The sequence below is a fragment of the Luteibacter sp. E-22 genome (genome assembly GCF_049913125.1).
In the GTDB taxonomy this organism is placed as follows: Bacteria; Pseudomonadota; Gammaproteobacteria; order Xanthomonadales; family Rhodanobacteraceae; genus Luteibacter.
On record NZ_CP183975.1, the window covers coordinates 3,650,001 to 3,675,993 of the forward strand.

Genomic DNA, 25,993 nt, shown 5'->3' on the forward strand with positions numbered 1-25,993 from the left:
GTTACGGCGCGCTGCTGATCTTCGATGAGGTGATGACCGGCTTTCGTGTCGCCCTGGGCGGAGCACAGGCCCACTATGGCATCACCCCTGACCTGACCTGCTTCGGCAAGATCATCGGTGGTGGCATGCCGGTCGGCGCCTATGGCGGCCGCCGCGATCTGATGCAGCAGATCGCCCCCTCGGGCCCGATCTACCAGGCGGGCACCTTGTCGGGGAATCCGGTCGCCATGGCCGCCGGGCTGGCGATGCTGCAATTGATCCAGGCACCCGGGTTCCACGACGACCTCGCTACACGCACCGAGAGGCTCACCGATGGCATTCTCGGCGCCGCGCGCAAGGCTGGCATTCCTTTCAGCGTGAATCGTGTCGGGGCGATGTTCGGCTTGTTCTTCACGAACGAGAGGGTCGAGAGCTACGCGCAAGCCACCGCGGCCGACGTGGCGGCCTTCAACCGGTTCTTCCACGGCATGCTCGAACGCGGCGTGTATCTCGCGCCGTCGGCGTTCGAGGCTGGATTCGTGTCGAGCGCGCACGGCGATGCGGAGATCGAAGCAACCATCGACGCGGCTACCGCGACGTTCGCCGGGCTTTAAAGGGAGCGGCTTCCCTGTGGGAGCCGCTTCAGCGGCGATGGGTGCTTGCCTCAACCCGGCCCGCTGCCGCGCGGGATCGCCGACAGAGTCGGCTCCCACAAGGGTTCGCAGCATCCGGGATCGCTGTCGATGGGTAGCTCCGGTGGGAGCCGACCCGGCTTTATCAGGCGACCTTCGCTTCCTGCGCGAACTCGGCCAGCGTGGCGTGCAGGCGCTCCAGGCCCTCGGCCACCTCTTCGTCCGTGATCGTCAGCGGGGGCACGATACGCAGCACGTCCGGACCGGCCTGGAGGATCAGCAGGCCGTGGGCGGCGGCGATGTCCAGGATCTCGCCGGCGCGGCCCTTGTATGAGGCATCGAGGACGGCGCCCAGCATCAGGCCGCGGCCGCGAATCTCCGAGAACAGCTGGAACTCGTGGTTGAGCTTGTCGAGGCCCTTGCGGATGTCGTTGGACTGGCGCTCCACGTTGAGCAGCACCGCAGGCGAGGCGATCTTGGCCAGGGCCACGCGCGCCACCGCGGCACCCATGGGATTGCCGCCGAAGGTCGTGCCGTGGGCACCGAACTGCATGACCTCGGCCACCTTCGGTCCCGCCAGCATCGCGCCGATGGGAAAGCCGCCGCCGAGCGCCTTGGCCAGCGTGACGATATCGGGCGTGACATGGTCGTGGCTATGCGCGAACAGCGTGCCCGTGCGGCCCATGCCGCACTGGATCTCGTCGAGCACCATCAATGCGCCGTGCTCGTCGCACAACTCGCGCACCTTCTTCAGGAAGCCCGGCGCGGCCGGCATCACGCCGCCCTCGCCTTGCACCGGTTCGAGCATGACGGCCGCGACGCCACCCTGGGCGAACGCTTCTTCCAGTGCCGCCGGGTCGTTGAACGGAACATAGCGGAAGCCACCGGGCAACGGCTCGTAGCCTTCCTGGTATTTCGGCTGCGCGGTCGCGGTGACCGTGGCGAGGGTGCGTCCGTGGAAAGAACCCTTGAAGGTGACGATCACCCGCTCTTCCGGGCCGCGCCCCTGCGAGGCCGCCCACTTGCGCACCAGCTTGATCGCGGCCTCGTTCGCCTCGGCGCCGGAATTGCACAGGAAAACGCGCTCGGCGAACGGCGCGTGATCCACCAGTTCCTGCGCCAGGCGCAGCGGTGGCTCGGAATAGAAGACGTTGCTGGCGTGCCAGAGCTTGTGCGCCTGGGCCACCAGCGCCGCGACGAGATCGGGGTCCTGGTGGCCGAGCGAGTTCACCGCGATCCCGGCCCCGAAGTCCAGGTAGTCACGGCCTTGCGTGTCCCACACCCGCGCGCCCTTGCCGTGGTCGAGCACGACGTCGCGCGGGCGGTAGACAGGCAGCCAGTAACGCTTGCCCAGGCCGAGAAGATCGGAGGGATCGACAGGATGCGACGACATTGGAACGGACTCCCGGCCCCGGCCGCAGCGCCGGAACCCATGCAGGATGGATGCGCGTGCACGCGCGTGAAAACCGCATCGTATAAGGCGATGGTCGCCCCGACAACGTGCGACGTGTGTCTCCCCTGCAACGTCGTGTTACACGTCGCTACACCGGCTGAACGGCCGGCGTCGGGGTCGTCGCAAAAAATTCCTTGCGAATCAAAGCATCGGTACGGTGGCACGGCGCTTGCTCCGCTTCAGGGGCAAGGCCCTGTGAAGCCGCGTGGTTCGCTCGCCCGACGACCCTGCCAAGCCGGACGAACGAATGGGAACTCCCGGTCCTCCCGAGGACCGGGAGTTTTCTTTTTCCGGGCAGGTGGAACCAGGGCCGTCAACGCAACTGATCGAGGGCCAGTTGATGCTTCTTGCAAAGCCGATAGACGGTGACGCGGGAAACGCGCAGCCGACGCGCGCATTCGCTGATGTTGAAGGCGCTCGCGCGCAGGCAATCGACGATCGCCTCGCGCTCGGCCGAGGTGCGCGCGCTACCGAGGCTGTCACGATCGCCAGCGGTCGCGTCCAGGCTCAGTTCCAGGTCCTCCGGCGTGATCAGCGCATCCTCGGCGATCACCGCCGCGCGCTGCACGCGGTTCATCAGCTCGCGCACGTTGCCGGGCCACGCGAACGCGCTCATCGCCTTGCGCGCGTTCGCACTGAACGCGCGGGCCCGCGTTCCATAACTCTCACGGAAGGCGTCGAGGAAATGCTGCGCCAGCAATTCGATGTCGCCCTGGCGCTCGCGAAGTGGCGGCATGCGCAGGCGCAGCACGTTGAGCCGGTAGAACAGGTCCTCGCGGAATCGCCCCTGCGCCACCGCTTTTTCAAGATCCACGTGCGTTGCGGCAAGCACGCGCACGTCCACCTTGATCGACTGGCAACTACCGATCCGCTCGATCGTTCCCTCCTGCAACACGCGCAACAGGTTGGTCTGCGCATCCAGTGGCAGGTCGCCGATCTCGTCGAGGAAGACGATGCCGCCGTCGGCGGATTCGAAGTGGCCGATACGCCGTGCGGTGGCCCCCGTGAAAGCCCCGCGCTCGTGACCGAACAACTCCGACTGCACGAGGTTGGCCGGCAAGGCGCCGCAATTGATCGCGGCGAACGGCCGGCCGCTGCGCGAGGAAATCTGGTGCAAGGCACGTGCGGCCATCTCCTTGCCGGTACCGGTCTCGCCCGTGATCAGCAAGGGCAATTCCACGGGCGCGAACTTGCGGATGTTCTGCGACAGCGCACGGATGGCCGGGCTGCTGCCGGTCAGCATGCTGGGTTGGTCGTCGTCGATATGCGCCATGCCATCCCCGGGAACGCGGGCGAGCGCGCGGCGCAACGCGCTGAACGACGACGGGCCATCGATGATCTCGAACGCTTGCGGCAACACATGCCGAACGGAGGGGTCACGTGTGGGTGTCCTTGCGCTGGTCAGGCCGATCCAGACCATGCCCGGATGCGATTCACGCAACCCGGCGAGGACGCGCACGGCCGCTTGCGCACTGGCGCGCAGGTCCACCACCGCGATGGCGGCGTCGCCGCATTCAGGCGATCCGGCATCCTCGCGCGCCGGATCGGCGACCAGCGTTCGCCAGCCTGCCCGGATCAGCCCGAAGTGTTCCTCGACGCTCGGTCTGCCTACCCAAACGACGCAACGTCCCGTCGATTCCCCGCGCGACATGCCTGCTCCTCACCCGTCTCGTGGCCTGCTGCCGGCTTCGCGGGCTCATCCTCGGCCCGCCGCCGGCACCCCTGCAGGCCGGCAAGCCCCACTTTGCCGCCCTTGTCCAAGCATGGGCGACCGGGATCGACGGTATACCCGCTTGCCGAAAGCGGCCATACACCAAACGGGCTAGCCGGTGCCGCTAAAGGAACAGGTCGGGCAGCAGCGGGCTGCCGGGCGCCACGGCATAGCGATCGAAGTCGTGCACGCCTTCGTCGCGCAACACGTCCTCGTCGATGCAGAAACGTCCGGTGAAATCACGTGACGGTTTCGTGAGGATCGCGTAGGCCGCGTCCGCCACGATCTCGGGTATGCGGCAATTCTCAGGACGCACCGTGTCGCCGAGCATCGCGATGGCGGCGGTCGCGATCACCGTTCGTGGCCATAACGCATTCACCGCGATGCCCATCGGCGCGAATTCCGGCGCCATGCCGAGCACGCAATGACTCATGCCGAACTTCGCGATGGTGTATGCCACGTGCGGCGCATACCAACGCGGATCGATGCTCGGCGGCGGGGAAAGCATCAGCACGTGCGGGTTCGGCGCATGCTTCAGGAACGGCAGGCAGGCCTGCGTAGTAAGGAACGTGCCGCGCGTGTTCACCTCGTGCATGAGGTCGAAACGTTTCATCGGCGTGTCCTCCACGCCGGCCAGCCAGATCGCGCTGGCGTTGTTCACCAGGATATCGATCCCGCCGAAACGTTCCGCGGCGGTGGCGGCCGCCATGCGCACTTCGGCTTCCTCGCGGATGTCCACCTTCAGCGGCAGGGCCATGCCTCCGGCGGCCTCGATCTCGGCGGCGGCCGTATGGATGGTGCCCGGCAAGCGCGGGTTGGGCACGTTGCTCTTCGCCGCGATGACGATATTCGCGCCGTCGCGCGCCGCGCGCAGGGCGATCGCAAGCCCGATGCCGCGCGATGCCCCGGTGATGAACAGCGTCTTGCCGGCGAGCGTTGTCATGACGGTTGCCTCAGGCGCGTTGGAAACGCGGAAGGATATCGCGCAGCTCGGCCAGGCGTTGCAGGGGATCGGCAAGTTCGAGCATGTGCTGGCATTCGTCAGGGTCCAGCGGCAACAGCTCCGACAAACGGAAGCCCACCCAGCTCGCATCGTCGGCCTTTGCCGCCACGTCGTTGCGCCATGGCGGCGACATCTGTTCGGAGAGGCGTTCCAGGATGGTCGCCAGCAAACCGAATTCGGCCGGCAAGGGGATGGTTTCCTCGTCTTGCCAGGTGGCGATGTCGCCGCGCACCTGGCCGTCCGAACGCACGCGCGTACGCATGACCCGGAAGCGCCGCCCGCCCTCTGCGACGATCCCGAGGAGGCCGTCTTCACGGGTGTGGAAATCGGTGATCGTGGCCAGCGTGCCTACCGCGGCGGGGACGGCGGGCTGCCCCGCCTCCCTGCCCTCGAGGATCATGCACACGCCGAAGGCCCGGCCGGTGCGCGCGCATTCGCGCACCAGGTCGATGTAGCGCGGCTCGAAGATGCGCAGTTGCAGGTGACCGCCCGGAAAGAGGACGTTCGACAGGGGAAACAGCGGAAGGTCGAGGGCGGGCGTGGTCGCGGCCATGCCCGTGAGTCTAACCCGCGTCCAGCGCCGCGAAGAAGCGCCGCGGCGCTCCTTCGAAGCCACCGTTGGACATGAACACCACGTGGTCGCCATCGCGTGCTTCCGCGGCGAGCGCGGCGACGAGGCCATCCACGGTGGGCGAGGTGGCGCCGCGGCCGTCGAGCGCCGCGGTCACCTTCCCCGCATCCCAGGCAAGCTCGGGGCGGTGCAGGAAGACCACGCGATCGGCGTCGGCCAGGGAAGGCGCGAGCGCCTCGGCATGCGCGCCGAGCCGCATCGAGTTCGAGCGCGGTTCCAGCGCCACGAGGATGCGCGCGCCGCCGACCTTCGCCCGCAGGCCCGCCAGCGTCGTGGCGATGGCCGTGGGATGGTGGGCGAAGTCGTCGTACACCGTCACGCCGCGTGCCGTGCCGATGAGTTCCATGCGCCGCTTCACGCTGGCGAAGTCGCCGAAGGCCGGCAGCAGCGCGACGGGATCGGCGCCGGCCGCCGTCGCCGCGGCGAGCGCGGCCAGCGCGTTCATGACGTTGTGCCGGCCGAGCGATTCCCAGCGAACCTCGCCCAACGGCGTGCCGGCGCGGTGCACGCGGAAATGCGAGCCATCGGAGGACAGCAGTTCGGCACGCCAGTCGCCGGCATCGATGCCGAAGGTTTCCACCGGCGTCCACGCCCCCATCGCCAGCACCTCGGCGAGATAGGCGTCCTCCGCGTTGACGATCAGGCGGCCGTTGCCCGGGACGGTGCGCACCAGATGGTGAAACTGACGCTGGATCGCCGCCACGTCGGGGAAGATATCCGCATGGTCGTATTCGAGATTGTTGAGGATCGCGATGCGCGGCCGGTAGTGAACGAACTTCGAACGCTTGTCGAAGAAGGCCGAATCGTATTCGTCGGCCTCGATCACGAAGGGCTTGCCCTCGCCGCGCCGCGCCGAGACATCGAAGTTGCCCGGCACACCGCCGATGAGGAACCCCGGCGACAGGCCGGCGGATTCGAGCAGGTACGCCAGCAGGCTGGTGGTCGTGGTCTTGCCATGCGTGCCGGCCACGGCCAGGACCTCGCGCCCGCCAAGCAAGGTCTCGCCCAACCACTGCGGCCCGGAAATGTAGCGCATGCCCTCGTCGAGCATGTATTCCACGGCGGGGTTGCCGCGCGTCATGGCATTGCCGACCACGACCAGGTCCGGCGCCGGCTGCAGGTGCTCCGCCGTGTAGCCCTGCATCAGCGCGATGCCGAGGTCCTGGAGCTGGGTGCTCATGGGCGGGTAGACGTTGGCGTCGGAGCCTTCGACGGTGAGGCCGAGTTCGCGCGCGAGCGCGGCCACGCCGCCCATGAAGGTGCCGCAGATACCGAGGATATGGACGCGCATGAGGAGGCTCGTCTTGGCGCGGTGCGAGGGCACCGCGGAGATCCGCCGGCCGGGCCGGCGGACCACGGGGATCAGGCGCTGGCGGCCTTGACGCCACCGGGCAGGACATCCAGTACGCGCTGGGTCACGTCGTCGAGTTCACCGACGCCGTCGACGACCTGCAGCTTGCCGCGCTGCTTGTAGAAGTCGGCTACCGGAGCGGTCTGGTCGGCGTAGATGCCGAGGCGCTTCTTGACCGTGTCCGGGTTATCGTCCGGACGGCCTTCCTTCTCGAAACGCACCTCGCAACGATCGACGATGGCCGAATCGGGCACGTCGAGCTTGACCACCACATCCAGCGGCTGGCCGATCCGGGCCAGTACGGTATCGAGCGCGTCGGCCTGGGCCAGGTTGCGCGGATAGCCGTCGAGGATGAACCCCGGCTTCGCGTCGGGCTCGCCAAGGCGATGCTCGATGATGCCGAGCATGATGTCGTCGGGCAGCAGCTGGCCGGCGTCCATGAGGCCCTTGGCCTTGAGGCCCAGTTCGGTGCCGGCCTTGATCTCCGCGCGCAACAGGTCGCCGGTGGAGATGTGCGGTACGCCGAGGCGTTCCTTGAGGCGGGTGGCCTGGGTACCCTTGCCGGAACCGGGGGCGCCGAATAGCACGAGTCGCATTGATGCTCCGTTTCGTCGGACGCACGGGGCAAACCCGCCGCCGGACACGAGAAAATGGGTCTCAAGGTAACGGCAGCGGCGCCGTCGCGTCAAACGGCTGACATACTGGCCCCGTTCAAGCCGCCATGACGCCGGGCGCGCTACCCTGCGCTTCCCGCCTCACCAGAAGGAAGCGAAGCATGGCCGCCGGCAAACTCCTCTACGCCCAGTCGGGCGGTGTCTCCGCCGTGATCAACGCCACCGCCGCGGGCGTCATCGAGACGGCCCGGGACAAGGGCATCGTGGTGTATGCCGCGCGCAACGGCATCCTCGGCGCCCTGCGCGAGGAACTCATCGACACTTCCAAGGAAGCCAAGGCCAACATCGCCGCCCTCAAGCACACGCCGGGCGGTGCCTTCGGCTCCTGCCGCTATAAGCTGAAGTCGCTGGAAGAGAACCGCGCCGAGTACGAGCGCCTGATCGAGGTCTTCAAGGCGCACGACATCCGCACCTTCCTCTACAACGGCGGCAACGATTCGGCGGACACCGCCAACAAGGTCTCGAAGATCGGCCAGGCGCTCGGCTATGAGGTGAACTGCATCGGCGTGCCGAAGACGATCGACAACGACCTGGTGGTGACCGACACCTGTCCGGGTTTCGGCTCGGTCGCCAAGTACACCGCGATCGCCGTGCGCGAGGCCAGCCTCGATGTCGCTTCCATGATGGATACCTCCACCAAGGTCTTCATCATCGAGGTGATGGGCCGCCACGCCGGCTGGATCGCCGCGGCCGCGGGACTCGCCGGTTCGTCGCCGGGCGATCCGCCGCACGTCATCCTGTTCCCGGAGAACGTTTTCGATCCGGAAACCTTCCTCGCCAAGGTCAAGGCCACCGTCGAAAAGGTGGGCTATTGCACCGTGGTGGTTTCCGAGGGCGTCAAGGACAAGGAAGGAAAATTCCTCGCCGAATCCGGCGCGCGCGATGCGTTCGGCCATGCGCAACTGGGCGGCGCCGCGCCGGTGCTGGCTGCGCTGGTGCGCGAGAAACTTGGCTATAAGTATCACTGGGCCCTGCCCGACTACCTGCAGCGCTCGGCGCGGCACGTCGCTTCCAAGACCGATCTGGAACAGGCCTATGCCGTGGGCAAGAAAGCGGTGGAATACGCGGCGGAAGGACTCAATGCCGTCATGCCGGTGATCGTGCGCATGTCGGACGAGCCGTACAAGTGGAAGATCGAGGCGGCGCCGCTGGACAAGATCGCCAATCACGAGAAGAAGATGCCGAAGAACTTCATCTCCAAGGACGGTTTCGGCATCACCGCGGCGGCGCGCCGTTACCTGGCGCCGCTGATCCAGGGCGAAGCGCCGCCGCCGTATGGGGCCGATGGCCTGCCGGTGTACGTGACGCTGAAGAATGCGGCAGTGCCGAGGAAGTTGAAGAAGTTCGCGATCGGGTGAATCGCGCTTCAGTGGTGGGAGCCGCTTCAGCGGCGACGGGTGCTAGCGGTGAACTGGCCCGCTGCCGCGGGATCGCCGACAAGGTCGGCTCCCACCAGGGCGAGGCGAGCCTGATGGGAGCCGACCTTGTCGGCGATGACCCGGCGGCGATGCGGCCGGTATCATGAAGTCTCATTCTTCCCGGACCCGTCATGGACCTCATCATCCGCCACGCCAGCCTTCCCGACGGTCGCACTGACGTCGACATCGGGATCGTGGACGGTCGCTTCGCGGCGATCCAGCCGGGCCTTCCGGTGAAGGGCGTGGAGGAGATCGATGCGCGGGGCCGGCTGGTCGCGCCACCGTTCGTCGACGCGCACTTCCATATGGATGCCACGCTGTCGCTCGGCCTGCCGCGCCTGAACGCCTCGGGCACCTTGCTCGAAGGCATCGCGCTGTGGGGCGAACTGAAACCCGACCTCACCCAGCAGGCGCTGGTCGATCGCGCGATGGCCTATTGCGACATGGCCGTGGCGCAGGGGCTGCTCGCGATTCGCAGCCATGTGGACGTCTGCGACGATCGCCTGCTGGCAGTCGAGGCGTTGCTCGAAGTGAAGCGCCGCGTCGCGCCTTACCTGCACCTCGAACTGGTGGCCTTTCCCCAGGACGGCCTGCTGCGCTCACCCCATGCGAAAGCGAACCTCCTGCGCGCGCTGGACATGGGCGTGGACGTGGTCGGCGGCATCCCCCACTTCGAACGGACGATGGCCGACGGTGCCGTCTCCATCCGCTGGTTGTGCGAACTGGCGGCCGAACGCGGCCTGCGCGTGGACATGCACTGCGACGAGTCCGACGACCCGCTGTCGCGACACATCGAGACGCTGGCCGCCGAAACCATCCGCACGGGCTTGCAGGGGCGGGTGACGGGCTCGCACCTCACCTCGATGCATTCGATGGACAACTACTACGTGTCGAAACTGCTCCCGCTCATCGCGGAAGCCGGCGTGCATGCGATCGCCAACCCGCTCATCAACATCACCCTGCAAGGCCGGCACGACACGTATCCGAAGCGACGCGGCATGACCCGCGTGCCCGAGCTCATGGATGCCGGGGTGAACGTCGCCTTCGGCCACGATTGCGTCATGGACCCGTGGTACGGCATGGGTTCGGCCGACATGCTCGACGTGGCGCACATGGGCCTGCACGTGGCGCAGATGACCTCCACCGCCGGCGTGGCGCGGGCCTTCGCCGCCGTGACCGCCAACGCGGCCCGCGCGCTCGGCCTTGAGGAATACGGCATCGCGCCGGGAAACCGCGCCGACCTGGTGCTCTTGCAGGCCGGCGACGCCTATGAGGCCATCCGGCTCAAGGCGAACCGACTGCTGGTGATGCGCGGGGGCCACATCCTGGCCAGGACACCTGAACGGCGAACGGAGCTTCTCCTGCCGGAACGCCCGGAAAGCCTCAGCCTGGAGTTCCGCCCGGGCTCGATTTCCTGAACGCACCGGTTCAATAGCTGTCGCGGCAATGAACACTTTCTTGAATCTTTCATTTCGTAGGACTTCGCGTTCAGCCAACGCTGCCTAGCATCCGAATCGTCGATCGGCCGCGGTGACCCGCGGGGTGACGATCGTCCTGGGAGACCTATGATGAAAACGATGCTGCGTACCGCGTTCGCTGTCCTTGCGCTGGTCACCACCACGGCGGCCTTCGCCGACGACCATGGGCGCGGCGACCGCGACCACGGCCGTGATCGCGACCGCCACGGCTACGACCGCCGGCATGACGACCGTGGCTGGCGCCACGACGACGACTGGCGCGGGCATCGTCCGCCGCCGCGTTATTACGGCCACGGCTACGACCACCGTTATGATCACCGCCCGGTCTATTACCACCGCCCGCCACCGCCGCGTTACTACGGCCATTGGGAACGCGGGCACCGCTACTACGGACGCAACGTGGTCGTGTACGACTACGGCAGCTATCGCCTGCGTCCCCCGCCGCGCGGCTACCACTGGGTCCGTGAGAACAACGATTTCCTCCTGGTCGCCATCGCGACAGGCATCATCTTCGACATCGCCACGCGTTAACGGGAGACACGGATCATGAAATCGTTCGGCAAACTGGTTTTTTGCATAGCCACCCTGGGCGCGATCGCGCCTGCGTTCGCTTTCGATCCGCCGCGCGGTGGACCGCCGGGGCAGGATCGCCGCGATGACAAGCGCGACGATCGCGGCGACCGCCACGACGATCGCGACTGGCACGACGACCGCGGCAATCATCGCGGCCCGCCGCCGCATGCACGCAGCTGGCAGCGTGGTCATCGCTACGATGGTCGGGTCATCATCGTGAACGATTATCGCGTGCGCCACCTGCGCGAGCCGCCACGTGGTTACCACTGGGTCCGCGACGACGATAGCGACCAGTACCTGCTCGTGGCCATCGCCACCGGCATCATCCTGGATATCGCCACACGATAAGCCAGGCGTGCGCTGCGGCCTACGCCGCAGCGCACAACGCCTTCCCCCGCCTCCCCTGCCTATACTCGGATCGGGCCCCATGTTGGGCTCCCACAATTCGGGGAGGCTTCGATGCTGCAGCAGTACGGTTTATGGATCGCGCTGGCATGTGCGGTCGTTGCGATTCTGTACGGTGCGTTTTCGGTCAGTTGGGTCTTGGCCAGGTCGCCCGGCAACGAACGAATGCAGGAGATCGCCGCGGCGATCCAGGAAGGCGCCCGCGCTTACCTCAACCGCCAATACGCCACCATCGGCGTCGTCGGCATCGTGCTTTTCCTACTCATCGGCATCTTCCTCGACTGGGGTACCGCGATCGGCTTCGCGCTGGGGGCGGTGCTCTCGGGGGCGGCCGGCTACATCGGCATGAACGTATCCGTTCGCGCCAACGTACGTACCGCCGAGGCCGCCAGAAGCGGCCTTTCTTCTGCCCTCGCCGTGGCCTTCCGTGGCGGCGCCGTCACCGGCATGCTGGTGGTCGGGCTCGGCTTGCTCGGCGTGGCCGGCTATTACGGCGTGCTCACCCACATGGGCTACGAGCGCACGCATGTCCTGCATTCGCTGGTGGGACTCGCCTTCGGTTCCTCGCTGATCTCGATCTTCGCGCGCCTGGGTGGTGGCATCTTCACCAAGGGCGCCGACGTGGGTGCGGACCTGGTCGGCAAGGTCGAAGCCGGCATCCCCGAGGACGACCCGCGCAACCCGGCGGTCATCGCGGACAACGTGGGCGACAACGTCGGCGATTGCGCCGGCATGGCCGCCGACCTCTTCGAAACCTACGCGGTGACCCTGATCGCCACGATGTTGCTGGGTGGCGTGATGGCGACGGAGGTCGGTCCCTCGGGCGTGCTCTACCCATTGGTGCTCGGCGGCGCCTCGATCGTGGCCTCGGTCATCGGCACGTTCTTCGTGAAGATCCGCGGCGGCAAGATCATGAACGCACTCTATGCCGGCGTGGCCGTTTCCGCCGTGCTGGCGGCGGTCGCCTTCTGGCCGATCACCCAGTCGTTGATGGCCGATGCCGCGTTCGGCCCGGGCCGCATCTACGGCTGCGCGATCATCGGCCTGGTGCTTACCGGCGCCATGGTGGTGATCACCGAGTACTACACCGCGACCGAGTTCCGGCCGGTACGCCACGTGGCGCAATCCTCGACCACCGGCCATGCGACCAACATCATCGCCGGGCTCGGCGTTTCGATGAAATCCACCGCGCTGCCGGTGCTCGCGGTATGCGCGGCGATCTGGGGAGCCTTCGCGCTGGCCGGCCTCTATGGCATCGCCATCGCCGCCACGGCCATGCTGAGCATGACCGGGATGATCGTGGCGCTGGATGCCTACGGACCGATCACCGACAACGCGGGCGGCATCGCCGAGATGGCCGAACTTCCCGCCGAGGTGCGCGGCGTGACCGATCCGCTGGATGCCGTGGGCAACACCACCAAGGCGGTGACCAAGGGCTATGCGATCGGTTCGGCGGGCCTCGCCGCCTTGGTGCTGTTCGCCGACTACACGCACAACCTGAACCTGCACTTCGGCGGCACCGAGGTGCGCTTCGATTTGTCCAACCACTACGTGATCATCGGCCTGCTGATCGGCGGCCTGATCCCTTACCTGTTCGCCGCCATGGCGATGGAAGCGGTGGGCCGCGCCGCCGGTTCGGTCGTCGAGGAGGTGCGCCGCCAGTTCCGTGAGATCGCCGGGATCATGGAAGGCACGACCAAGCCCGATTACTCGCGGGCCGTGGACCTGCTTACCCGTTCGGCGATCCGCGAGATGCTGGTTCCCTCGTTGTTGCCGGTGCTGGTACCGGTGGTGGTGATCTTCGGCTTCAAATGGCTGGGCGGACCGGAGGCCGGCGCGCAGGCACTGGGCGGCGTGCTGATCGGCACGATCGTCACCGGCCTGTTCGTGGCGATCTCCATGACCACGGGCGGCGGTGCCTGGGATAACGCCAAGAAGTACATCGAGGATGGCCACTTCGGCGGCAAGGGTTCCGATGCGCATAAAGCGGCTGTCACCGGCGACACCGTGGGCGATCCATACAAGGACACGGCAGGCCCGGCGGTGAACCCGCTGATCAAGATCATCAACATCGTGGCGTTGCTGTTGATTCCGTTGCTTTAAGGGCATCGCCGGATTCAGGAGCATCGCCGACAGGGTCGGCTCCCACCAGGGCTGGGCTAGGCAAGCAGGGCCGGCTCCCACCAGGCTTGCGTTGCCCTGGTGGGAGCCGACCTTGTCGGCGATCCCGCGGCAGCGGGCCAGTTCCAGGCAAGCACCCATCACCGCTGAAGCGGCTCCCACAACTGAAGCGGCTCCCACGGACACGCCATGGCCCGGGATAGGTAGGAAGTCATGGCATCCACCGTGACGCCGCTGCGCTAAGGTCGGGCTTTGCCCCAGGATCACGACCCATGCATCGACGCTGGATTGCGCTGGCCATCGCCCTTACCTTCAGTGGCATGACCCAAGCCCACGAAACGCCCAAGACCGCCGCGCCCGCCATCGAAGCCGGCGCCGATGATGAAAACCTCTGGCTCGACGACATCGACGGCGCCAAGCCGTTGGAATGGGTCAAGGCGCGCAACGCCGAGACCGTCGCCAAGTACGCGGAAGGCGAGGATTTCAAGACCCTCGATGCGCGCATCCTCGAGGTGCTCGATTCCGACGCGAAGATCCCCATGGTCTCGAAGATCGGCGACCACTACTACAACTTCTGGCGCGACAAGCAGCACCCGAAGGGCCTCTGGCGGCGCACGACGCTGGCCGAGTACCGCAAGGACAATCCCGCCTGGGAGACGGTGATCGATCTGGACGCACTCGCCGCATCCGAGAAAGAGAACTGGGTATGGCATGGCGCACAGTGCCTCAAGCCCGACAATCGCCGCTGCCTCGTCTCGCTCTCTCGCGGCGGCGCGGACGCCGACGTGGTCCGCGAATACGACCTGTCGACGAAGACCTTCGTCGAGGGCGGTTTCACCGTGCCCGAGGCGAAAAGCCAGGTCGCCTGGATCGACGACGACCACATCTATGTCGCCACGGACTTCGGTCCCGGTTCCATGACGACATCGAGCTACCCGCGCATCGTGAAGGAGTGGAAGCGCGGCACGCCGCTGTCTTCCGCCACGACGGTGTACGAGGGTAAGCCTAGCGACATGTCGATCTCGGCCTTCCGCGATCTCACGCCCGGCTTCGAACGCGACTTCGTCCAGCGTGCGCTGGAGTTCTACAACTCGGAAACCTTCCTGCGTGGCAAGGACGGCAAGCTCGCGAAGATCGACGTCCCCAATGACGCCGAGACCGACGTCGAGCGCGAGTGGTTGCTGATCGAGCCACGCACGCCATGGACGGTCGGTGGCAAGACCTATCCTTCCGGCGCGTTGCTGGCGACGAAGTTCGACGATTACATGGCCGGCAAGCGTGACATCACCGTGCTTTTCACGCCCGACGAGCACACCTCGCTGTCGAGCCACTCGTGGACGCGCCATCACCTGATCCTCAACCTGATGCGCGATGTCGTGAGCGAGATCCAGGTCCTGACACCGGCCGCCACGGGATCATGGAAGAGTGAAACACTGAGCGGTGCGCCCGCGCTCAGCACGATGCAGGCCGGCGGCATCGACGCCGACGAGAGCGACGAGTATTTCCTCACCGTTTCCGGCTTCCTGCAGCCCACCACGCTCTACTACGGCACGCTGGGCAAGGGCGGGCGCGAGGCGATCAAGCACAGCCCGGCGTTCTTCGATGCTTCGCGGTTCGTCGTGAGCCAGCACTTCGCCACGTCCAAGGACGGCACCAAGGTGCCCTACTTCGAGATCGCGCCGAAGGCGATGAAGGCCGACGGCAACAACCCGACCCTGGTCTACGGTTACGGCGGCTTCGAGATTTCCCTGCAACCGATGTATTCGGCCGGTGTCGGCCGCGCGTGGCTGGAGAAGGGCGGCGTCTACGTCATCGCCAATATCCGCGGCGGCGGCGAGTACGGCCCGCGCTGGCACCAGGCGGCATTGAAGGCCAACCGTCCGCGCGCCTATGAGGATTTCGCGGCCGTGTCGCAAGACCTGATCGACCGCAAGATCACCAGCCCGCGCCACATGGGCATGATGGGCGGCAGCAACGGCGGCCTGCTCGCGGGCAACATGCTGACCAAGTACCCGCAGCTCTACGGGGCGGTGGTAAGCCAGGTGGCCCTGCTGGACATGAAGCGCTACACGCACATGTCGGCCGGCGCTTCGTGGATGGCCGAATACGGCGATCCGGACAAGCCGGAGGAATGGAAGTACATCCAGACCTTCTCGCCGTACCAGAACCTGCACAAGGGCACCAAGTACCCACCCGTGCTTTTCACCACCTCGACCCGCGACGATCGCGTGGGACCGGTTCATGCGCGCAAGATGGCCGCCCGCATGCAGGCCATGGGCTTCGACGCCAGCCTGTACGAGAACATCGAGGGCGGCCACGGCGCAGCGGCGGACAACAAGCAGTCGGCGTTCATGAACGCCCTGGCCTATACCTACCTCTGGGAACACCTCAAGTAAGGGAGCGCCTTGCCCCGGGGTTTCCCCCCGGGGCGGGGTGGCCGTATCCTATCCGGCCGACTTATCCCCGAAGAATCAAGGAATCCCATGGGTCTGCACCTCGTTCCCGCCGGTCGCAACGTGCCGGATGAAATCAACGTCATCATCGAAATCCCGAAGGATGCGGAGCCGGTCAAGTACGAAGTGGACAAGCAGAGCGGCGCGATCTTCGTCGACCGCATCCTCTCCACGCCGATGCGTTACCCCTGCAACTACGGCTACGTCCCCGGCACGCTCGGCGGTGACGGCGACCCGCTGGACGCCCTGGTGATCCTGCCCCTGTCGCTGGTGCCTGGCTCGGTGATCCGCTGCCATCCGGTCGGCATGCTGAAGATGACCGACGAGGCCGGCGCGGACGAGAAGCTCGTCGTGGTGCCGGTGGAGAAGGTGTTCGCGGGCTACGCGCACATCCGCGATATCAAGCAGGTCTCGGGCCACTGGCTGGAGCGCATCGGCCACTTCTTCGAGCACTACAAGGATCTGGAGAAGGGCAAGTGGGTCAAGATCGACGGCTGGGTCGGTGCCGAAGAAGCCAAGGCCGAGATCGTGTCGGGCATGGGTCGGTACAAGATCGATAACTGATCGTGAGTGGCGTGGGGTGCTTCGGCCGGTTTTCGGCGAGCACCCATCGCCGACAAAGTCGGCTCCCACCAAGATCTACGCAGGTCTTGGTGGGAGCCGATCCTCTCGGCGATCCGCGCCTGGTGGGAGCCGATCCTCTCGGCGATCCGCGCCTGGTAGGAGCCATCCTCTCGGCGATCCGTGTCTGGTGGGAGCCGACCTTGTCGGCGATCCGCGCGCAGCGCGGCCCATTCACCGCATCCCACCACCCCGCCCCAAGTTCACCCGCGCCCCAGCAACCCGCGCAAATCGATGATCGCCGCGTTCGCCCGCGAGATGTAGTTCGCCATCACCAGCGAATGGTTGGCGAAAAAACCGAACGGCGAGCCGTTGAGCACCACCGGGCTGCCCAGCGATTTCTGCGACTCTTCCAGTTCCCGGATCACCTGCTGAAGGCTGGCGTCCGCGTTCTTGCTGCGCAGGATCGGGGCGAAGTCGTGGCGGATCGCCTTCAACTGCTCCAGCAAGGTCCAGGTATAGCCACGCGCTTCGTAGAAGTTGTCGTCGATCTTGTTCCAGGGTGTCTTCACATACACGGCCTTGGCCGGGCCAGCGTTGGCGCCCACGTCGGCATTCGGCGCGGCATCCACCTTCAACTGGCCGACGCTCGCCGATAACCGTTGCGACAGCGAACCCAGCCGCGCGGACACCGTCTGCAGGTAATCGGCCAGATTGTCAGCGCGCGCGTAGAAATGCGCATTGGCGTCCTCGGCATCCGACAGCCGAGACAGGTATTTCTCCAGGTCGTCCATGGCCTTCGCATACTGCGATTCCGAACTCGGCAGCAACCAGCGATCGTTCGGGCTGTTGAGCAGAGGGTCCGCCTCACCCAGGTCCTTGTCCTCGGTGGACTGCGTCTGCGAACGGCTGAAGTCGTTGCGTAGCGAACGGGCCAGGTCGCGCGAGGCGACCAGCGAGCCGAATTCCCAGTTGGGCATGTTATCCATGAACACGCCGGGCGGCAGTTTGTCGTTGCTGAGATAGCCGCCGCGCTTGTCCAGCAGGGTGTCGACCGAGCGGATCAGCGTGTAGGTGGTGACGGCACCCGTGCTCAACGGGCGGCCGATGTCCTTCATGTGGACGGTGGTGACGGCGACTGGATCGAACTGCTCGGGCTCCTTGTCCCACCACCACATCGTGATGAGGATCAGCAGCACGAGGATCGCGACGAGCAACGCGATCACCATGCTGATGGGGTTCCGTCGGCGCCTGGCCGGCGCGGGCGTGGCGGTCGCATTCATGGGTCATCCTTATCGTCGCGAACGTGGGCGCCTAGCTTACCGCGTCATGGTCGATGTGCTCGCGCACGCTTGCCGTTGGTCATTAGCGGCTCCCACAGGGGGCATATCCCTGCCTGGTGGGAGCACCGGGCCTTACGCCTTGTGGTAGACCTCCGCGCCTTGCGCCAGGAATTCCGCCGACTTCTCCGCCATCCCGCGCTCGGCCAGCTCGATCGTGCCCTGTTCCGCCGCGTAGTCGCGCACGTCCTGGGTGATCTTCATCGAGCAGAACTTCGGCCCGCACATCGAGCAGAAATGGGCGGACTTGTGCGCGTCCTTCGGCATCGTCTCGTCGTGGAATTCGCGCGCCTTGTCCGGGTCCAGGCCGAGGTTGAACTGGTCGTCCCAGCGGAATTCGAAGCGAGCCTTGGACAAGGCGTTGTCGCGCACCTGCGCGCCCGGATGGCCCTTGGCGAGGTCGGCCGCGTGCGCCGCGATCTTGTAGGCGATGATGCCGTCGCGCACGTCCTGCCGGTTAGGCAGGCCGAGGTGTTCCTTCGGCGTGACATAGCAAAGCATGGCGGTGCCGAACCAGCCGATCATCGCCGCGCCGATCGCGCTGGTGATGTGATCGTAGCCCGGTGCGATATCGGTGGTGAGCGGCCCCAGCGTGTAGAACGGCGCCTCATGGCACTTCTCCAGCTGGCGCTCCATGTTCTCCTTGATGAGATGCATGGGCACGTGCCCGGGGCCTTCGATCATGCACTGCACGTCGTGTTTCCAGGCCAGTTGCGTGAGTTCGCCGAGGGTATCCAGTTCGCCGAACTGCGCGGCGTCGTTCGCGTCGGCCACGCAACCCGGACGCAGTCCGTCACCGAGGCTGAAGGACACATCGTATGCCTTCATGATCTCGCAGATGTCCTCGAAATGCGTGTGGAGGAAATTCTCGCGATGGTGCGCCAGGCACCACTTCGCCATGATCGAGCCACCCCGGGAAACGATGCCGGTGACGCGCTTCGCCGTGAGCGGGACGAAACGCAGCAATACGCCGGCGTGGATGGTGAAGTAATCCACGCCCTGCTCGGCCTGCTCTACCAGCGTGTCGCGGAAAATTTCCCAGGTGAGGTCCTCCGCCACGCCATCGACCTTTTCCAGCGCCTGATAGATCGGCACGGTACCGATGGGCACCGGCGAATTGCGGACGATCCACTCGCGCGTCTCGTGGATGTGCTTGCCGGTGGAGAGGTCCATGACGGTGTCGCCGCCCCAGCGGATCGCCCAGACCAGCTTCTCCACTTCCTCGGCGATACCGGAGCTAACCGCGCTGTTACCGATGTTGGCGTTGACCTTGGTGAGGAAGTTGCGACCGATGATCATCGGCTCCGCTTCCGGATGGTTGATGTTGGCCGGGATGATCGCGCGGCCGCGCGCCACCTCGTCGCGCACGAATTCCGGGGTGATCCGCGAGGGCAGCGATGCGCCGAAAGCCTCGCCGGGGTGCTGCATGCGCAGGGCGCTGCCGGCCAGCGCGTCGATGCGCTGGTTCTCGCGGATGGCGATGTATTCCATCTCCGGCGTGACGATGCCGCGCCGCGCATAGTGCATCTGGGTGACGTTGGCGCCCGTTTTCGCCCGCAACGGCGCACGCGCGGAGGCGAAGCGGACGGCATCCAGCCGCGGATCGTTCGCCCTGCTCCGGCCGAAGCTCGACGACAACCCGTCCAGGCGCTCGACATCGCCACGTTCGGCGATCCAGGCCGCACGCAGCGTCGGCAAGCCGGCGGCCAGGTCCACCACGTGCGTGGGATCGGTGTAGGGGCCGGAGGTGTCGTAGACGACGATCGGCGGATTGTCCTCGCCGCCGAACAGCGTGGGCGTGGCGGCTTGAGCGATCTCGCGCATCGGCACGCGGAGGTCGGGCCGGCTGCCGGTGACGTGGATCTTTCGGGAACCGGCGATCGGCGCGGTAACGGACTGGGACAGCTCGCGCGCGGCGCGGGCCAGGTCGGTGGTGGGCAAGGCATTCATCGGCTTCTCGTTCCTCACGGGGGAAGGGAGAAGCGGACGGCGCCGTCACGAGGCACGACGCGTGCATGGGCACGCACGTCGACCGTGGACGAAGCTTCCTACGCCGGTACGGACCGGATCAGGTTCGAAGGGACTCTCTCAGCCCGCGCGTATCGCATGGGCACCCCCGCTTCGCCGGGGATTCAACCACGAAGCGGGCCGGGAAGCGAGCGTCAGACGCTCACGTGGCGCGGCGAATACGCGCGCATGAACATGTCCACCGCGGCCAGGGCATTGGCCTTGACCTCTTCGGCGAACTGTACGGCGCAGTCTTCGCAACCGAACAGGCGGCGGATCAGCAGATCGCCCTTGAGCAGGGCGAGGAACTGGGTGGTGGCACGCGACACATCGGGGATGTCGAGCTGACCTCGCGAAGCGGCGCCCTCGAGCAGGCGTTGCATCAACTTGTGCATGCGCGCCGGACCCTCTTCCCATACGAGGCGACCGAAACGCGGATTGCCGCCCGACTGGCAGTCGGAGAGGATCGCGCGGAAGGTGCCCACCGATTCCGTGTTGGTTTCCATCGCCGCATGGCGGCTGGCGATGTTGGTCAGGGTGATACGGATGTCGGCACCCGGATTGAAGTCGAACAGATCGTCCGGCAGGCGCTCCTGGACGTGCGCGCGGATGACCTCGCGGAAGAGGTTGTCCTTGTCGCCGAAATGGCTGTACACGGTGAGCTTGGACACGCCGGCGGAAGCCGCGACGGCATCCATGCTGGTGCCCGCGAAGCCGCCATGGGTAAAGAGCGACTTGGCCGCGTCGAGGATGGCCGCGCGCTTCTCCATGTCCTTCGGACGCCCCGGACCCTGGGCCTTCAATTTCGGGCTGGCGTTCATGGCTGCACCTTCACAAACAGAAATTATGACTTTATTATACGCAGCGGTTCAGTTATTTCCAGCAGGCCGGAAAAACGCTGATCGCACCGCTCGTCTACCTTAGAATGACAAATGGGGGCGTTCGGGCGGTTACCCATGGCGGCCAAGGGTGGGCGCCGAGGTCCGTTCAGGCGCCAGCGGACGTGCCGGCGGCGTGGACCATGACTTCCGTCAGGCCAGTCCGGTGACTTCCGGCACTTCGCCGGATGGCGTCGGCACCGCAGCCTTAACACATTGGGAAAACGGGCGCTAAGCGCTTATCCTTCCGAATCTTTTTGCAGCTTTCGTACGGGATCCAACACATGGCGATGAATTTCGAGCAGGCGCGGCAGAACATGGTCGAGAACCAGGTTCGCCCCTGGGAAGTCCTCGACGCCGACGTCCTCGAGACCCTGAAGAACGTGCGCCGCGAAGATTTCGTCGCGCCGGCCCACCGGAACGTGGCATTCGCCGACCTCACCCTGCCCCTCGGGCACGGCGAGGTGATGATGAAGCCGGTGATCGAGGGTCGCGTGCTCCAGGCCCTGACGCTCAACAAGACCGACGAGGTCCTGGAGATCGGCACCGGTTCGGGTTACCTCACCGCTTGTCTCGCCCGCCTGGCCGGCAAGGTCACCAGCATCGACATGCACGCCGATTTCGTCGAGGCCGCGCGCCAGCGCCTGGCCGCCGCGGCGGCAACGAACGTCTCGCTGGAAACCGCCGAGGCCGTCAACGGTTACAAGCCCACGGGCGTTTTCGACGCCATCGTGGTCACGGGAGCCGTGCACACGGTCCCCGAGAAGTTCGTGCGCTGGCTGAAGCCTGGCGGGCGCATGTTCGTGGTACGCGGCGATTCGCCCGCGCAAACGGCGGTCTTGCTCACCCACGAGGGTGAAGGTCGCTATCGCGAGGAATCGCTGTTCGAAACGGACCTTCCCTACCTGGCGCATGCCGCGCCGGTGAAGCGCTTCGTGCTCTGACCCACCAGATTCCCTATCACCCACGAGGCGAAACCATGCGCTTGAAGCTGCTCACCGTCGCGCTGGCAATGGCCGCGATGCCGTTCGCGAGCCATGCGGAAGACCTGCTCGACGCCTACCGACAGGCCCGGGCCAACGACCCGGTGCTGTCGCAGGCCGATTCCACCCGTCTCGCCACCGGCGAGGGCGTGACGCAGGCCCGCGCGCTGCTGCTGCCGCAGATCACCGCCCAGCTCAGCCTTAACCAGAGCGACCCGAACGGCCCCTCCCGCTCGATCGTCACCGATGCGGCGGGCAACCCGGTGGTCGATGGTGCCGGCAACCCGGTACTCACCTCCGACGCGGGCCATACCCGCACCCGTGAGCTTGGTGCCACCATCAGCCAGAGCGTGGTCGACTTCAGCAAGTACGCCGACCTGAAAGCGGCGCGCTCCTCATCGGAGGCGCAGGACGCCACCTACGAGGCGGCCTTGCAGCAGCTCGCCACCCGCGTCGCCACCGCGTATTTCCAGGTGCTGACCAACGACGATGCCCTCACCTTCGCCAAGGCGAACGAGCAGGCGCTGGCCCGCCAGCTCGAACAGGCCCAGCAGCGCTTCGACGTCGGCCTTTCCGCGATCACCGACGTGCAGGACGCCAAGGCCCAGCACGACACCGCGGTGGCCGCGGTGATCACCGCCGAGAACACCCTGGCGGATTCCCGCGAGGCGCTCACCCAGATCACCGGCAAGCCAGCCGACAACCTGAAGAAGTTGCGCGAGCAGCTGCCGATGGACCCGCCCACGCCCAACGATCCGAAAGCCTGGGTGGCCGAGGCGGTCAAGAGCAATCCGACCATCATCGCCTCGCAGTACAACGTCGAGTCGGCGGAGCACAGCATCTCGTCCGCACGCGCTGGCCACCTGCCCACGCTCGATGCGACAGTCGGCTACAGCAAGAGCACGGCGTGGACGCAAAACGCCGGTACCGCGTCCACCGCGGGCACGCTCGGCAGCAGTAGCAACGGGCGCGGAGCGACCAGCGTGGGCCTGACCCTCAGCGTGCCGATCTTCTCCGGCGGTCTCACGCAGTCCCGCGTGCGCCAGTCGATCTACCAGCGTGACTCGGCTCAGGATTCCCTGGAATCGACCCGCCGTCAGGTCGTACGTGACACGCTGAACTTCTATCGCTCGGTCGTCGCCGGCATCAGCAAGGTCGAGGCCACCAAGGCCGCGGTCGAGTCGTCGGAAAGCGCGCGCGACGCCACGCAGGCCGGCTTCGAAGTGGGCACGCGCACCATCGTCGACGTGCTGATCGCGCAGCAGAACCTCACCCAGGCGCTCAGCGACTATTCGCAGGCCCGCCATCAGTTCATCCTCGACAAGCTGCTGCTCAAGCAGACCGCGGGCACGGTGGACGTGAAGGACCTCGAGGCGATCAACGCGCTGCTGCAGTAATTTCGCCAGGCGCGTGATGGAAAGTAAAAAGGGCCCTCGTTCACGAGGGCCCTTTTTTTGTTCCTTGCGCCCTGGTAGGAGCCGACCTTTTGCCCTGTCTTGGCATCGCTCCGGAATCGGACTACAGCGTCTTGCGTCTGTCGCCTGCATTGGTGCCACTGCGCTGGATACATCATTCGCTAGCCCGTTCCGGGCGATCACGACCAAGGACGATCATGAAAACCACCCTCCTCATCGGTGCCCTCGCGCTTGCCTCCTTCGCCACGGCCGCGAACGCTGAATCCGATCCTTACGAACCGTACGAGTACGAATTGACCTACCACGGCAGCAGCAAGCGACAGGCCTACGACCACGTCATGGTCGAGGCTCCCAAGAAATGCGACGCGGAAGGCGGTTTTGTCGCCAACGTGCGCTACGACTACATCGGTGGCTGGGGCTCACTGGCCAACATGCATTTCCTGAAGGCCACCGTGCTGTGCAAACCGACGCGCCCCGAGGTTGCACCGCGGCCGGTCGCTGACCTCCCCGGCAGCCTCCATCCTGCACAGTAACGTATCGGCCAGCTCCATCGCCGAGGTCGCGCCCACCGTCGAGAACACGGCGGGCGCGGTTATTCCTGCAGCAGGCTGTCCACCAGCTTCATCACCTTGCCGACCGAGCCCCTCTCGCTGTCGAATACATGGCGCGCCGCCTCTCCCATGTGCCGTCGCCGGACAGGATCGCGCAGCAGCGACAGCACCTGTTCGCCAAGCTCGTCGCCATCGTTCACCCGCTGTCCGCCCTCTTCGTCGAGCAGGGCCTGGGTGATTTCCTCGAAATTGAACGTGTACGGACCGACCAGCACGGGCTTGCCCAGCGCCGCCGGTTCCAGGACATTATGGCCGCCGATCGACACCAGGCTTCCCCCTACGAAGGCGACGTCGGCCGAAGCGAAGAAGCGCAGCAACTCGCCCATCGAATCGATGACGAAACACTGCGTGGTGTGGCTGGGAATGCCGTCGCCGCTACGCGTGGCGACCTGGAAACCCAGGCTGCGCACGGACGCTTCCACGGCCTTGAAGCGTTCGGGGTGACGTGGCGCGATCAGCAGCAAGGCATCGGGCAGGCGGCGCATCACGTCGAGGTGCGCTTCGAGCACGCACATCTCTTCGCCTTCGTGGGTGCTGGCGGCGATCCACACGGGACGCCCGGTCCCCCAGGCCTCCCGCATCGCCGTGCCCGCCTCGAGCGCGGCCTGCGGCACGGGCATATCGAACTTGAGGTTGCCGCAGACCGTGAGCTGGCTGGGTTCGGCGCCCAACAGGCGGTAGCGCGCCGCGTCGGTACGCGATTGCGCGGCGATATGGCTGACACAACGCAAGGCGCGCTTCACCAGCGAACTCATCCGCGCATAGCCTCGCAACGAACGCTCGGAAAGCCTCGCATTGGCGATCAGCAGTGGAATGCCGTGACGGCGGCAGGCGAAATACAGATTCGGCCAGATCTCCGTCTCCACGATCACGGCCAGCCGGGGCCGGGTGCTGCGCAGGAAACGCTTCACGGCGAACGGCAGGTCGTACGGGAGATAGACACTGTGCACGCTGTCGCCGAAGAGCTGGCGGACACGTTCGGAGCCTGTCGGGGTCACCGTGGTCACCAGCATCGGCGCCTGCGGGTAGGCTTCCATCAGCGCCTTCACCAGCGGCTCGGCCGCATTCACCTCGCCCACCGATACCGCATGCACCCAGAGGCAGCCGGCCAGCCGCGGTTCGCGGAAGCGGCCGAAGCGCTCGCGCCAGCGCACGTGGTAGTCGCCGTAACGCATGCCGCGCGCCATCAGGCGGAGCATCACCAGCGGCGTGAAAAGGTACATGGCGAAGTTGTAGAGCAGGCGCAGCAGCACGCGATTCCCTGGTATTGCCATCGACCGGGCAGTATAGCCGCCCCCATTCGCTACAATGACCGGCCATGCCCGGTATGCCCCGCCCCCACCTCACGCGCCGCCTGCTCACGCCCCGACATTGGCCGGCGTGGCTGGGCGTGGCCTTTATCTGGCTGATCGCGCACCTGCCCTTCCGCCTGCTGATGCGCTTGGGCCGGCTGGCGGGCCGCCTGGCCCTGCACCTGAACCCGGAACGGCGGCGGATCGCGGCGACCAACATCGCGCTTTGCTTTCCAGAACTGGACCCGTCCGCACAGCAAGCGCTGGTCCGCGCCAACCTCTGCGACGTCGGCATGATGCTGGCCGAGTTCGCCCTCGGCTGGATGGGCTCCGACCGCGCCATCGCCCGGGTACCGGTCACGGTGGAGGGATTGGAGCACCTGGAGGCGGCGCGACGCGCCGGTCGCGGCGTCCTGCTCGTCGGCGGCCATTTCTCGCACCTGGAACTGTGCGCACGTCTCGTTTCCCAGCGTATCCGCATCGCTGGCATGTACCGGCTGATGGACTCGGACGTCTTCGAATTCACCGTGCTTCGCTCGCGCCTGCACTACGCCGATGCGATGTTCGAGAAGGACGATATCCGCGGCACGGTGAAATACCTGAAGGCGGGCGGCACCCTGTGGTACGCGCCCGACCAGGACATGCGCAGCAAGGACAATGTCTTCGTTCCGTTTTTCGGCGTGCCGGCGGCGACGATCACCGCCACGCACCACCTCGCCCGCCTGTCCGGCGCGCTGGTGATCCCTTTCTTCCACCGCCGCCTGCCCGGCGACGCCGGCTATGCGATGCGCCTCGGTGCTCCCCTGGAAGATTTCCCCAGCAAGGATGCCGCCTTCGACACCGCGCGCGTCAACGCGCAGATCGAACAAATGGCCCGCGAAGCGCCCGAGCAATACCTCTGGGTCCACAAACGCTTCAAGACCCGTCCCCCGGGCGAGCCGAAGATCTACTAACCCGCCGGGCATTTCCCCCTTCCCGTCCACACATGAAAGCAGCGATCTTTCATCGGACTTTCCCTGATCTT

22 protein-coding genes and 1 riboswitch (1 of these 23 running past the window's edge) are annotated in these 25,993 nt (G+C 66.1%); of the genes, 12 read left to right on the plus strand and 10 right to left on the minus strand.

Annotated features, from left to right (window positions below):
- Nucleotides 1-593, plus strand: the end of a protein-coding gene (hemL, locus tag ACN9M2_RS16275; protein ID WP_426285668.1) for a glutamate-1-semialdehyde 2,1-aminomutase. It extends 685 nt beyond the left edge of the window; only the last 593 of its 1,278 coding nucleotides appear in the window; its start codon lies beyond the left edge, outside the window; its stop codon occupies nt 591-593.
- Nucleotides 594-756: 163 nt separating this feature from the next.
- Here the strand turns inward: hemL and ACN9M2_RS16280 are convergent, their stop codons facing one another.
- The 6 genes from ACN9M2_RS16280 to ACN9M2_RS16305 form a co-directional block, all read right to left on the minus strand.
- Complete coding sequence (locus tag ACN9M2_RS16280; RefSeq protein ID WP_426285669.1) at nt 757-2,004, minus strand: acetylornithine/succinylornithine family transaminase; 1,248 nt, start codon at nt 2,002-2,004, stop codon at nt 757-759.
- A gap of 373 nt (nt 2,005-2,377) precedes the next feature.
- Entirely contained in the window at nt 2,378-3,715 is a 1,338-nt protein-coding gene (locus ACN9M2_RS16285) for a sigma-54 interaction domain-containing protein (protein WP_426285670.1), read from the minus strand.
- Nucleotides 3,716-3,899: 184 nt separating this feature from the next.
- The gene (locus tag ACN9M2_RS16290) at nt 3,900-4,718 is read right to left on the minus strand and encodes an SDR family oxidoreductase (RefSeq protein WP_426285672.1); all 819 of its coding nucleotides are present in this window, start codon (nt 4,716-4,718) and stop codon (nt 3,900-3,902) included.
- Nucleotides 4,719-4,728: 10 nt separating this feature from the next.
- Nucleotides 4,729-5,331: an LON peptidase substrate-binding domain-containing protein gene (locus ACN9M2_RS16295; protein WP_426285674.1), complete on the minus strand. Its 603-nt coding sequence runs from the start codon at nt 5,329-5,331 to the stop codon at nt 4,729-4,731.
- Between the two features lie 10 nt (nt 5,332-5,341).
- Complete coding sequence (gene mpl, locus ACN9M2_RS16300; RefSeq protein ID WP_426285675.1) at nt 5,342-6,700, minus strand: UDP-N-acetylmuramate:L-alanyl-gamma-D-glutamyl-meso-diaminopimelate ligase; 1,359 nt, start codon at nt 6,698-6,700, stop codon at nt 5,342-5,344.
- A 71-nt stretch (nt 6,701-6,771) separates the two neighbouring features.
- Nucleotides 6,772-7,356 carry an adenylate kinase gene (locus tag ACN9M2_RS16305; RefSeq protein ID WP_426285676.1) on the minus strand — a complete coding sequence of 195 codons (585 nt, stop codon included), beginning with the start codon at nt 7,354-7,356 and terminating at the stop codon, nt 6,772-6,774.
- 179 nt (nt 7,357-7,535) lie between these two features.
- Here ACN9M2_RS16305 and ACN9M2_RS16310 point away from each other — a divergent pair, with 179 nt between their 5' ends.
- From ACN9M2_RS16310 to ppa, 7 genes are all read left to right on the plus strand, one after another.
- Nucleotides 7,536-8,792, plus strand: coding sequence for a 6-phosphofructokinase (locus ACN9M2_RS16310; protein ID WP_426285677.1), 1,257 nt, complete (start codon nt 7,536-7,538; stop codon nt 8,790-8,792).
- A 191-nt stretch (nt 8,793-8,983) separates the two neighbouring features.
- The gene (locus ACN9M2_RS16315) at nt 8,984-10,270 is read left to right on the plus strand and encodes an amidohydrolase family protein (RefSeq protein ID WP_426285678.1); all 1,287 of its coding nucleotides are present in this window, start codon (nt 8,984-8,986) and stop codon (nt 10,268-10,270) included.
- 150 nt (nt 10,271-10,420) lie between these two features.
- Entirely contained in the window at nt 10,421-10,861 is a 441-nt protein-coding gene (locus ACN9M2_RS16320) for an RcnB family protein (RefSeq protein WP_426285679.1), read from the plus strand.
- A gap of 15 nt (nt 10,862-10,876) precedes the next feature.
- Nucleotides 10,877-11,251 (plus strand): RcnB family protein, encoded by a 375-nt coding sequence (locus ACN9M2_RS16325; RefSeq protein WP_426285680.1) that lies wholly within the window; start codon nt 10,877-10,879, stop codon nt 11,249-11,251.
- 111 nt (nt 11,252-11,362) lie between these two features.
- Entirely contained in the window at nt 11,363-13,411 is a 2,049-nt protein-coding gene (locus ACN9M2_RS16330) for a sodium-translocating pyrophosphatase (protein ID WP_426285681.1), read from the plus strand.
- A 290-nt stretch (nt 13,412-13,701) separates the two neighbouring features.
- Nucleotides 13,702-15,825 carry a prolyl oligopeptidase family serine peptidase gene (locus ACN9M2_RS16335; RefSeq protein ID WP_426285682.1) on the plus strand — a complete coding sequence of 708 codons (2,124 nt, stop codon included), beginning with the start codon at nt 13,702-13,704 and terminating at the stop codon, nt 15,823-15,825.
- Nucleotides 15,826-15,912: 87 nt separating this feature from the next.
- Nucleotides 15,913-16,446 (plus strand): inorganic diphosphatase, encoded by a 534-nt coding sequence (gene ppa, locus ACN9M2_RS16340; RefSeq protein WP_371025072.1) that lies wholly within the window; start codon nt 15,913-15,915, stop codon nt 16,444-16,446.
- Nucleotides 16,447-16,706: 260 nt separating this feature from the next.
- Here ppa and ACN9M2_RS16345 read toward each other — a convergent pair whose 3' ends face one another.
- The 3 genes from ACN9M2_RS16345 to ACN9M2_RS16355 all read right to left on the minus strand — a co-directional run bounded on the left by ACN9M2_RS16345 (nt 16,707) and on the right by ACN9M2_RS16355 (nt 20,611).
- On the minus strand, nt 16,707-17,672 hold the full coding sequence (locus tag ACN9M2_RS16345) for a DUF2333 family protein (RefSeq protein ID WP_426287940.1): 966 nt from the start codon (nt 17,670-17,672) through the stop codon (nt 16,707-16,709).
- Between the two features lie 186 nt (nt 17,673-17,858).
- Complete coding sequence (thiC, locus tag ACN9M2_RS16350) at nt 17,859-19,733, minus strand: phosphomethylpyrimidine synthase ThiC (RefSeq protein WP_426285683.1); 1,875 nt, start codon at nt 19,731-19,733, stop codon at nt 17,859-17,861.
- 78 nt (nt 19,734-19,811) lie between these two features.
- A riboswitch (TPP riboswitch) is annotated at nt 19,812-19,911 on the minus strand.
- A 34-nt stretch (nt 19,912-19,945) separates the two neighbouring features.
- Nucleotides 19,946-20,611: a TetR/AcrR family transcriptional regulator gene (locus ACN9M2_RS16355; protein WP_426285685.1), complete on the minus strand. Its 666-nt coding sequence runs from the start codon at nt 20,609-20,611 to the stop codon at nt 19,946-19,948.
- A 341-nt stretch (nt 20,612-20,952) separates the two neighbouring features.
- On the opposite strand from ACN9M2_RS16355, the gene ACN9M2_RS16360 reads away from it, so the two are divergent.
- From ACN9M2_RS16360 to ACN9M2_RS16370, 3 genes are all read left to right on the plus strand, one after another.
- On the plus strand, nt 20,953-21,612 hold the full coding sequence (locus tag ACN9M2_RS16360) for a protein-L-isoaspartate O-methyltransferase family protein (protein ID WP_426285686.1): 660 nt from the start codon (nt 20,953-20,955) through the stop codon (nt 21,610-21,612).
- A gap of 35 nt (nt 21,613-21,647) precedes the next feature.
- Nucleotides 21,648-23,048 carry a TolC family outer membrane protein gene (locus ACN9M2_RS16365; protein ID WP_426285687.1) on the plus strand — a complete coding sequence of 467 codons (1,401 nt, stop codon included), beginning with the start codon at nt 21,648-21,650 and terminating at the stop codon, nt 23,046-23,048.
- Between the two features lie 215 nt (nt 23,049-23,263).
- Complete coding sequence (locus tag ACN9M2_RS16370) at nt 23,264-23,599, plus strand: hypothetical protein (RefSeq protein ID WP_426285688.1); 336 nt, start codon at nt 23,264-23,266, stop codon at nt 23,597-23,599.
- A 59-nt stretch (nt 23,600-23,658) separates the two neighbouring features.
- Here ACN9M2_RS16370 and waaA read toward each other — a convergent pair whose 3' ends face one another.
- On the minus strand, nt 23,659-24,924 hold the full coding sequence (waaA, locus tag ACN9M2_RS16375; RefSeq protein WP_426287941.1) for a lipid IV(A) 3-deoxy-D-manno-octulosonic acid transferase: 1,266 nt from the start codon (nt 24,922-24,924) through the stop codon (nt 23,659-23,661).
- 71 nt (nt 24,925-24,995) lie between these two features.
- Between waaA and lpxL the strand changes: the two genes are divergently transcribed.
- Nucleotides 24,996-25,922: an LpxL/LpxP family Kdo(2)-lipid IV(A) lauroyl/palmitoleoyl acyltransferase gene (lpxL, locus tag ACN9M2_RS16380; protein ID WP_426285689.1), complete on the plus strand. Its 927-nt coding sequence runs from the start codon at nt 24,996-24,998 to the stop codon at nt 25,920-25,922.
- Nucleotides 25,923-25,993: the final 71 nt, after the last annotated feature.

Bases quoted from the DNA above. Each gene is read 5' to 3' on its own strand.
- ACN9M2_RS16280 (WP_426285669.1), bottom strand. From the start codon at position 2,004: ATGTCGTCGCATCCTGTCGATCCCTCCGATCTTCTCGGCCTGGGCAAG.
- ACN9M2_RS16285 (WP_426285670.1), bottom strand. From the start codon at position 3,715: ATGTCGCGCGGGGAATCGACGGGACGTTGCGTCGTTTGGGTAGGCAGA.
- ACN9M2_RS16290 (WP_426285672.1), bottom strand. From the start codon at position 4,718: ATGACAACGCTCGCCGGCAAGACGCTGTTCATCACCGGGGCATCGCGC.
- ACN9M2_RS16295 (WP_426285674.1), bottom strand. From the start codon at position 5,331: ATGGCCGCGACCACGCCCGCCCTCGACCTTCCGCTGTTTCCCCTGTCG.
- mpl (WP_426285675.1), bottom strand. From the start codon at position 6,700: ATGCGCGTCCATATCCTCGGTATCTGCGGCACCTTCATGGGCGGCGTG.
- ACN9M2_RS16305 (WP_426285676.1), bottom strand. From the start codon at position 7,356: ATGCGACTCGTGCTATTCGGCGCCCCCGGTTCCGGCAAGGGTACCCAG.
- ACN9M2_RS16310 (WP_426285677.1), top strand. From the start codon at position 7,536: ATGGCCGCCGGCAAACTCCTCTACGCCCAGTCGGGCGGTGTCTCCGCC.
- ACN9M2_RS16315 (WP_426285678.1), top strand. From the start codon at position 8,984: ATGGACCTCATCATCCGCCACGCCAGCCTTCCCGACGGTCGCACTGAC.
- ACN9M2_RS16320 (WP_426285679.1), top strand. From the start codon at position 10,421: ATGAAAACGATGCTGCGTACCGCGTTCGCTGTCCTTGCGCTGGTCACC.
- ACN9M2_RS16325 (WP_426285680.1), top strand. From the start codon at position 10,877: ATGAAATCGTTCGGCAAACTGGTTTTTTGCATAGCCACCCTGGGCGCG.
- ACN9M2_RS16330 (WP_426285681.1), top strand. From the start codon at position 11,363: ATGCTGCAGCAGTACGGTTTATGGATCGCGCTGGCATGTGCGGTCGTT.
- ACN9M2_RS16335 (WP_426285682.1), top strand. From the start codon at position 13,702: ATGCATCGACGCTGGATTGCGCTGGCCATCGCCCTTACCTTCAGTGGC.
- ppa (WP_371025072.1), top strand. From the start codon at position 15,913: ATGGGTCTGCACCTCGTTCCCGCCGGTCGCAACGTGCCGGATGAAATC.
- ACN9M2_RS16345 (WP_426287940.1), bottom strand. From the start codon at position 17,672: ATGGTGATCGCGTTGCTCGTCGCGATCCTCGTGCTGCTGATCCTCATC.
- thiC (WP_426285683.1), bottom strand. From the start codon at position 19,733: ATGAATGCCTTGCCCACCACCGACCTGGCCCGCGCCGCGCGCGAGCTG.
- ACN9M2_RS16355 (WP_426285685.1), bottom strand. From the start codon at position 20,611: ATGAACGCCAGCCCGAAATTGAAGGCCCAGGGTCCGGGGCGTCCGAAG.
- ACN9M2_RS16360 (WP_426285686.1), top strand. From the start codon at position 20,953: ATGGCGATGAATTTCGAGCAGGCGCGGCAGAACATGGTCGAGAACCAG.
- ACN9M2_RS16365 (WP_426285687.1), top strand. From the start codon at position 21,648: ATGCGCTTGAAGCTGCTCACCGTCGCGCTGGCAATGGCCGCGATGCCG.
- ACN9M2_RS16370 (WP_426285688.1), top strand. From the start codon at position 23,264: ATGAAAACCACCCTCCTCATCGGTGCCCTCGCGCTTGCCTCCTTCGCC.
- lpxL (WP_426285689.1), top strand. From the start codon at position 24,996: ATGCCCGGTATGCCCCGCCCCCACCTCACGCGCCGCCTGCTCACGCCC.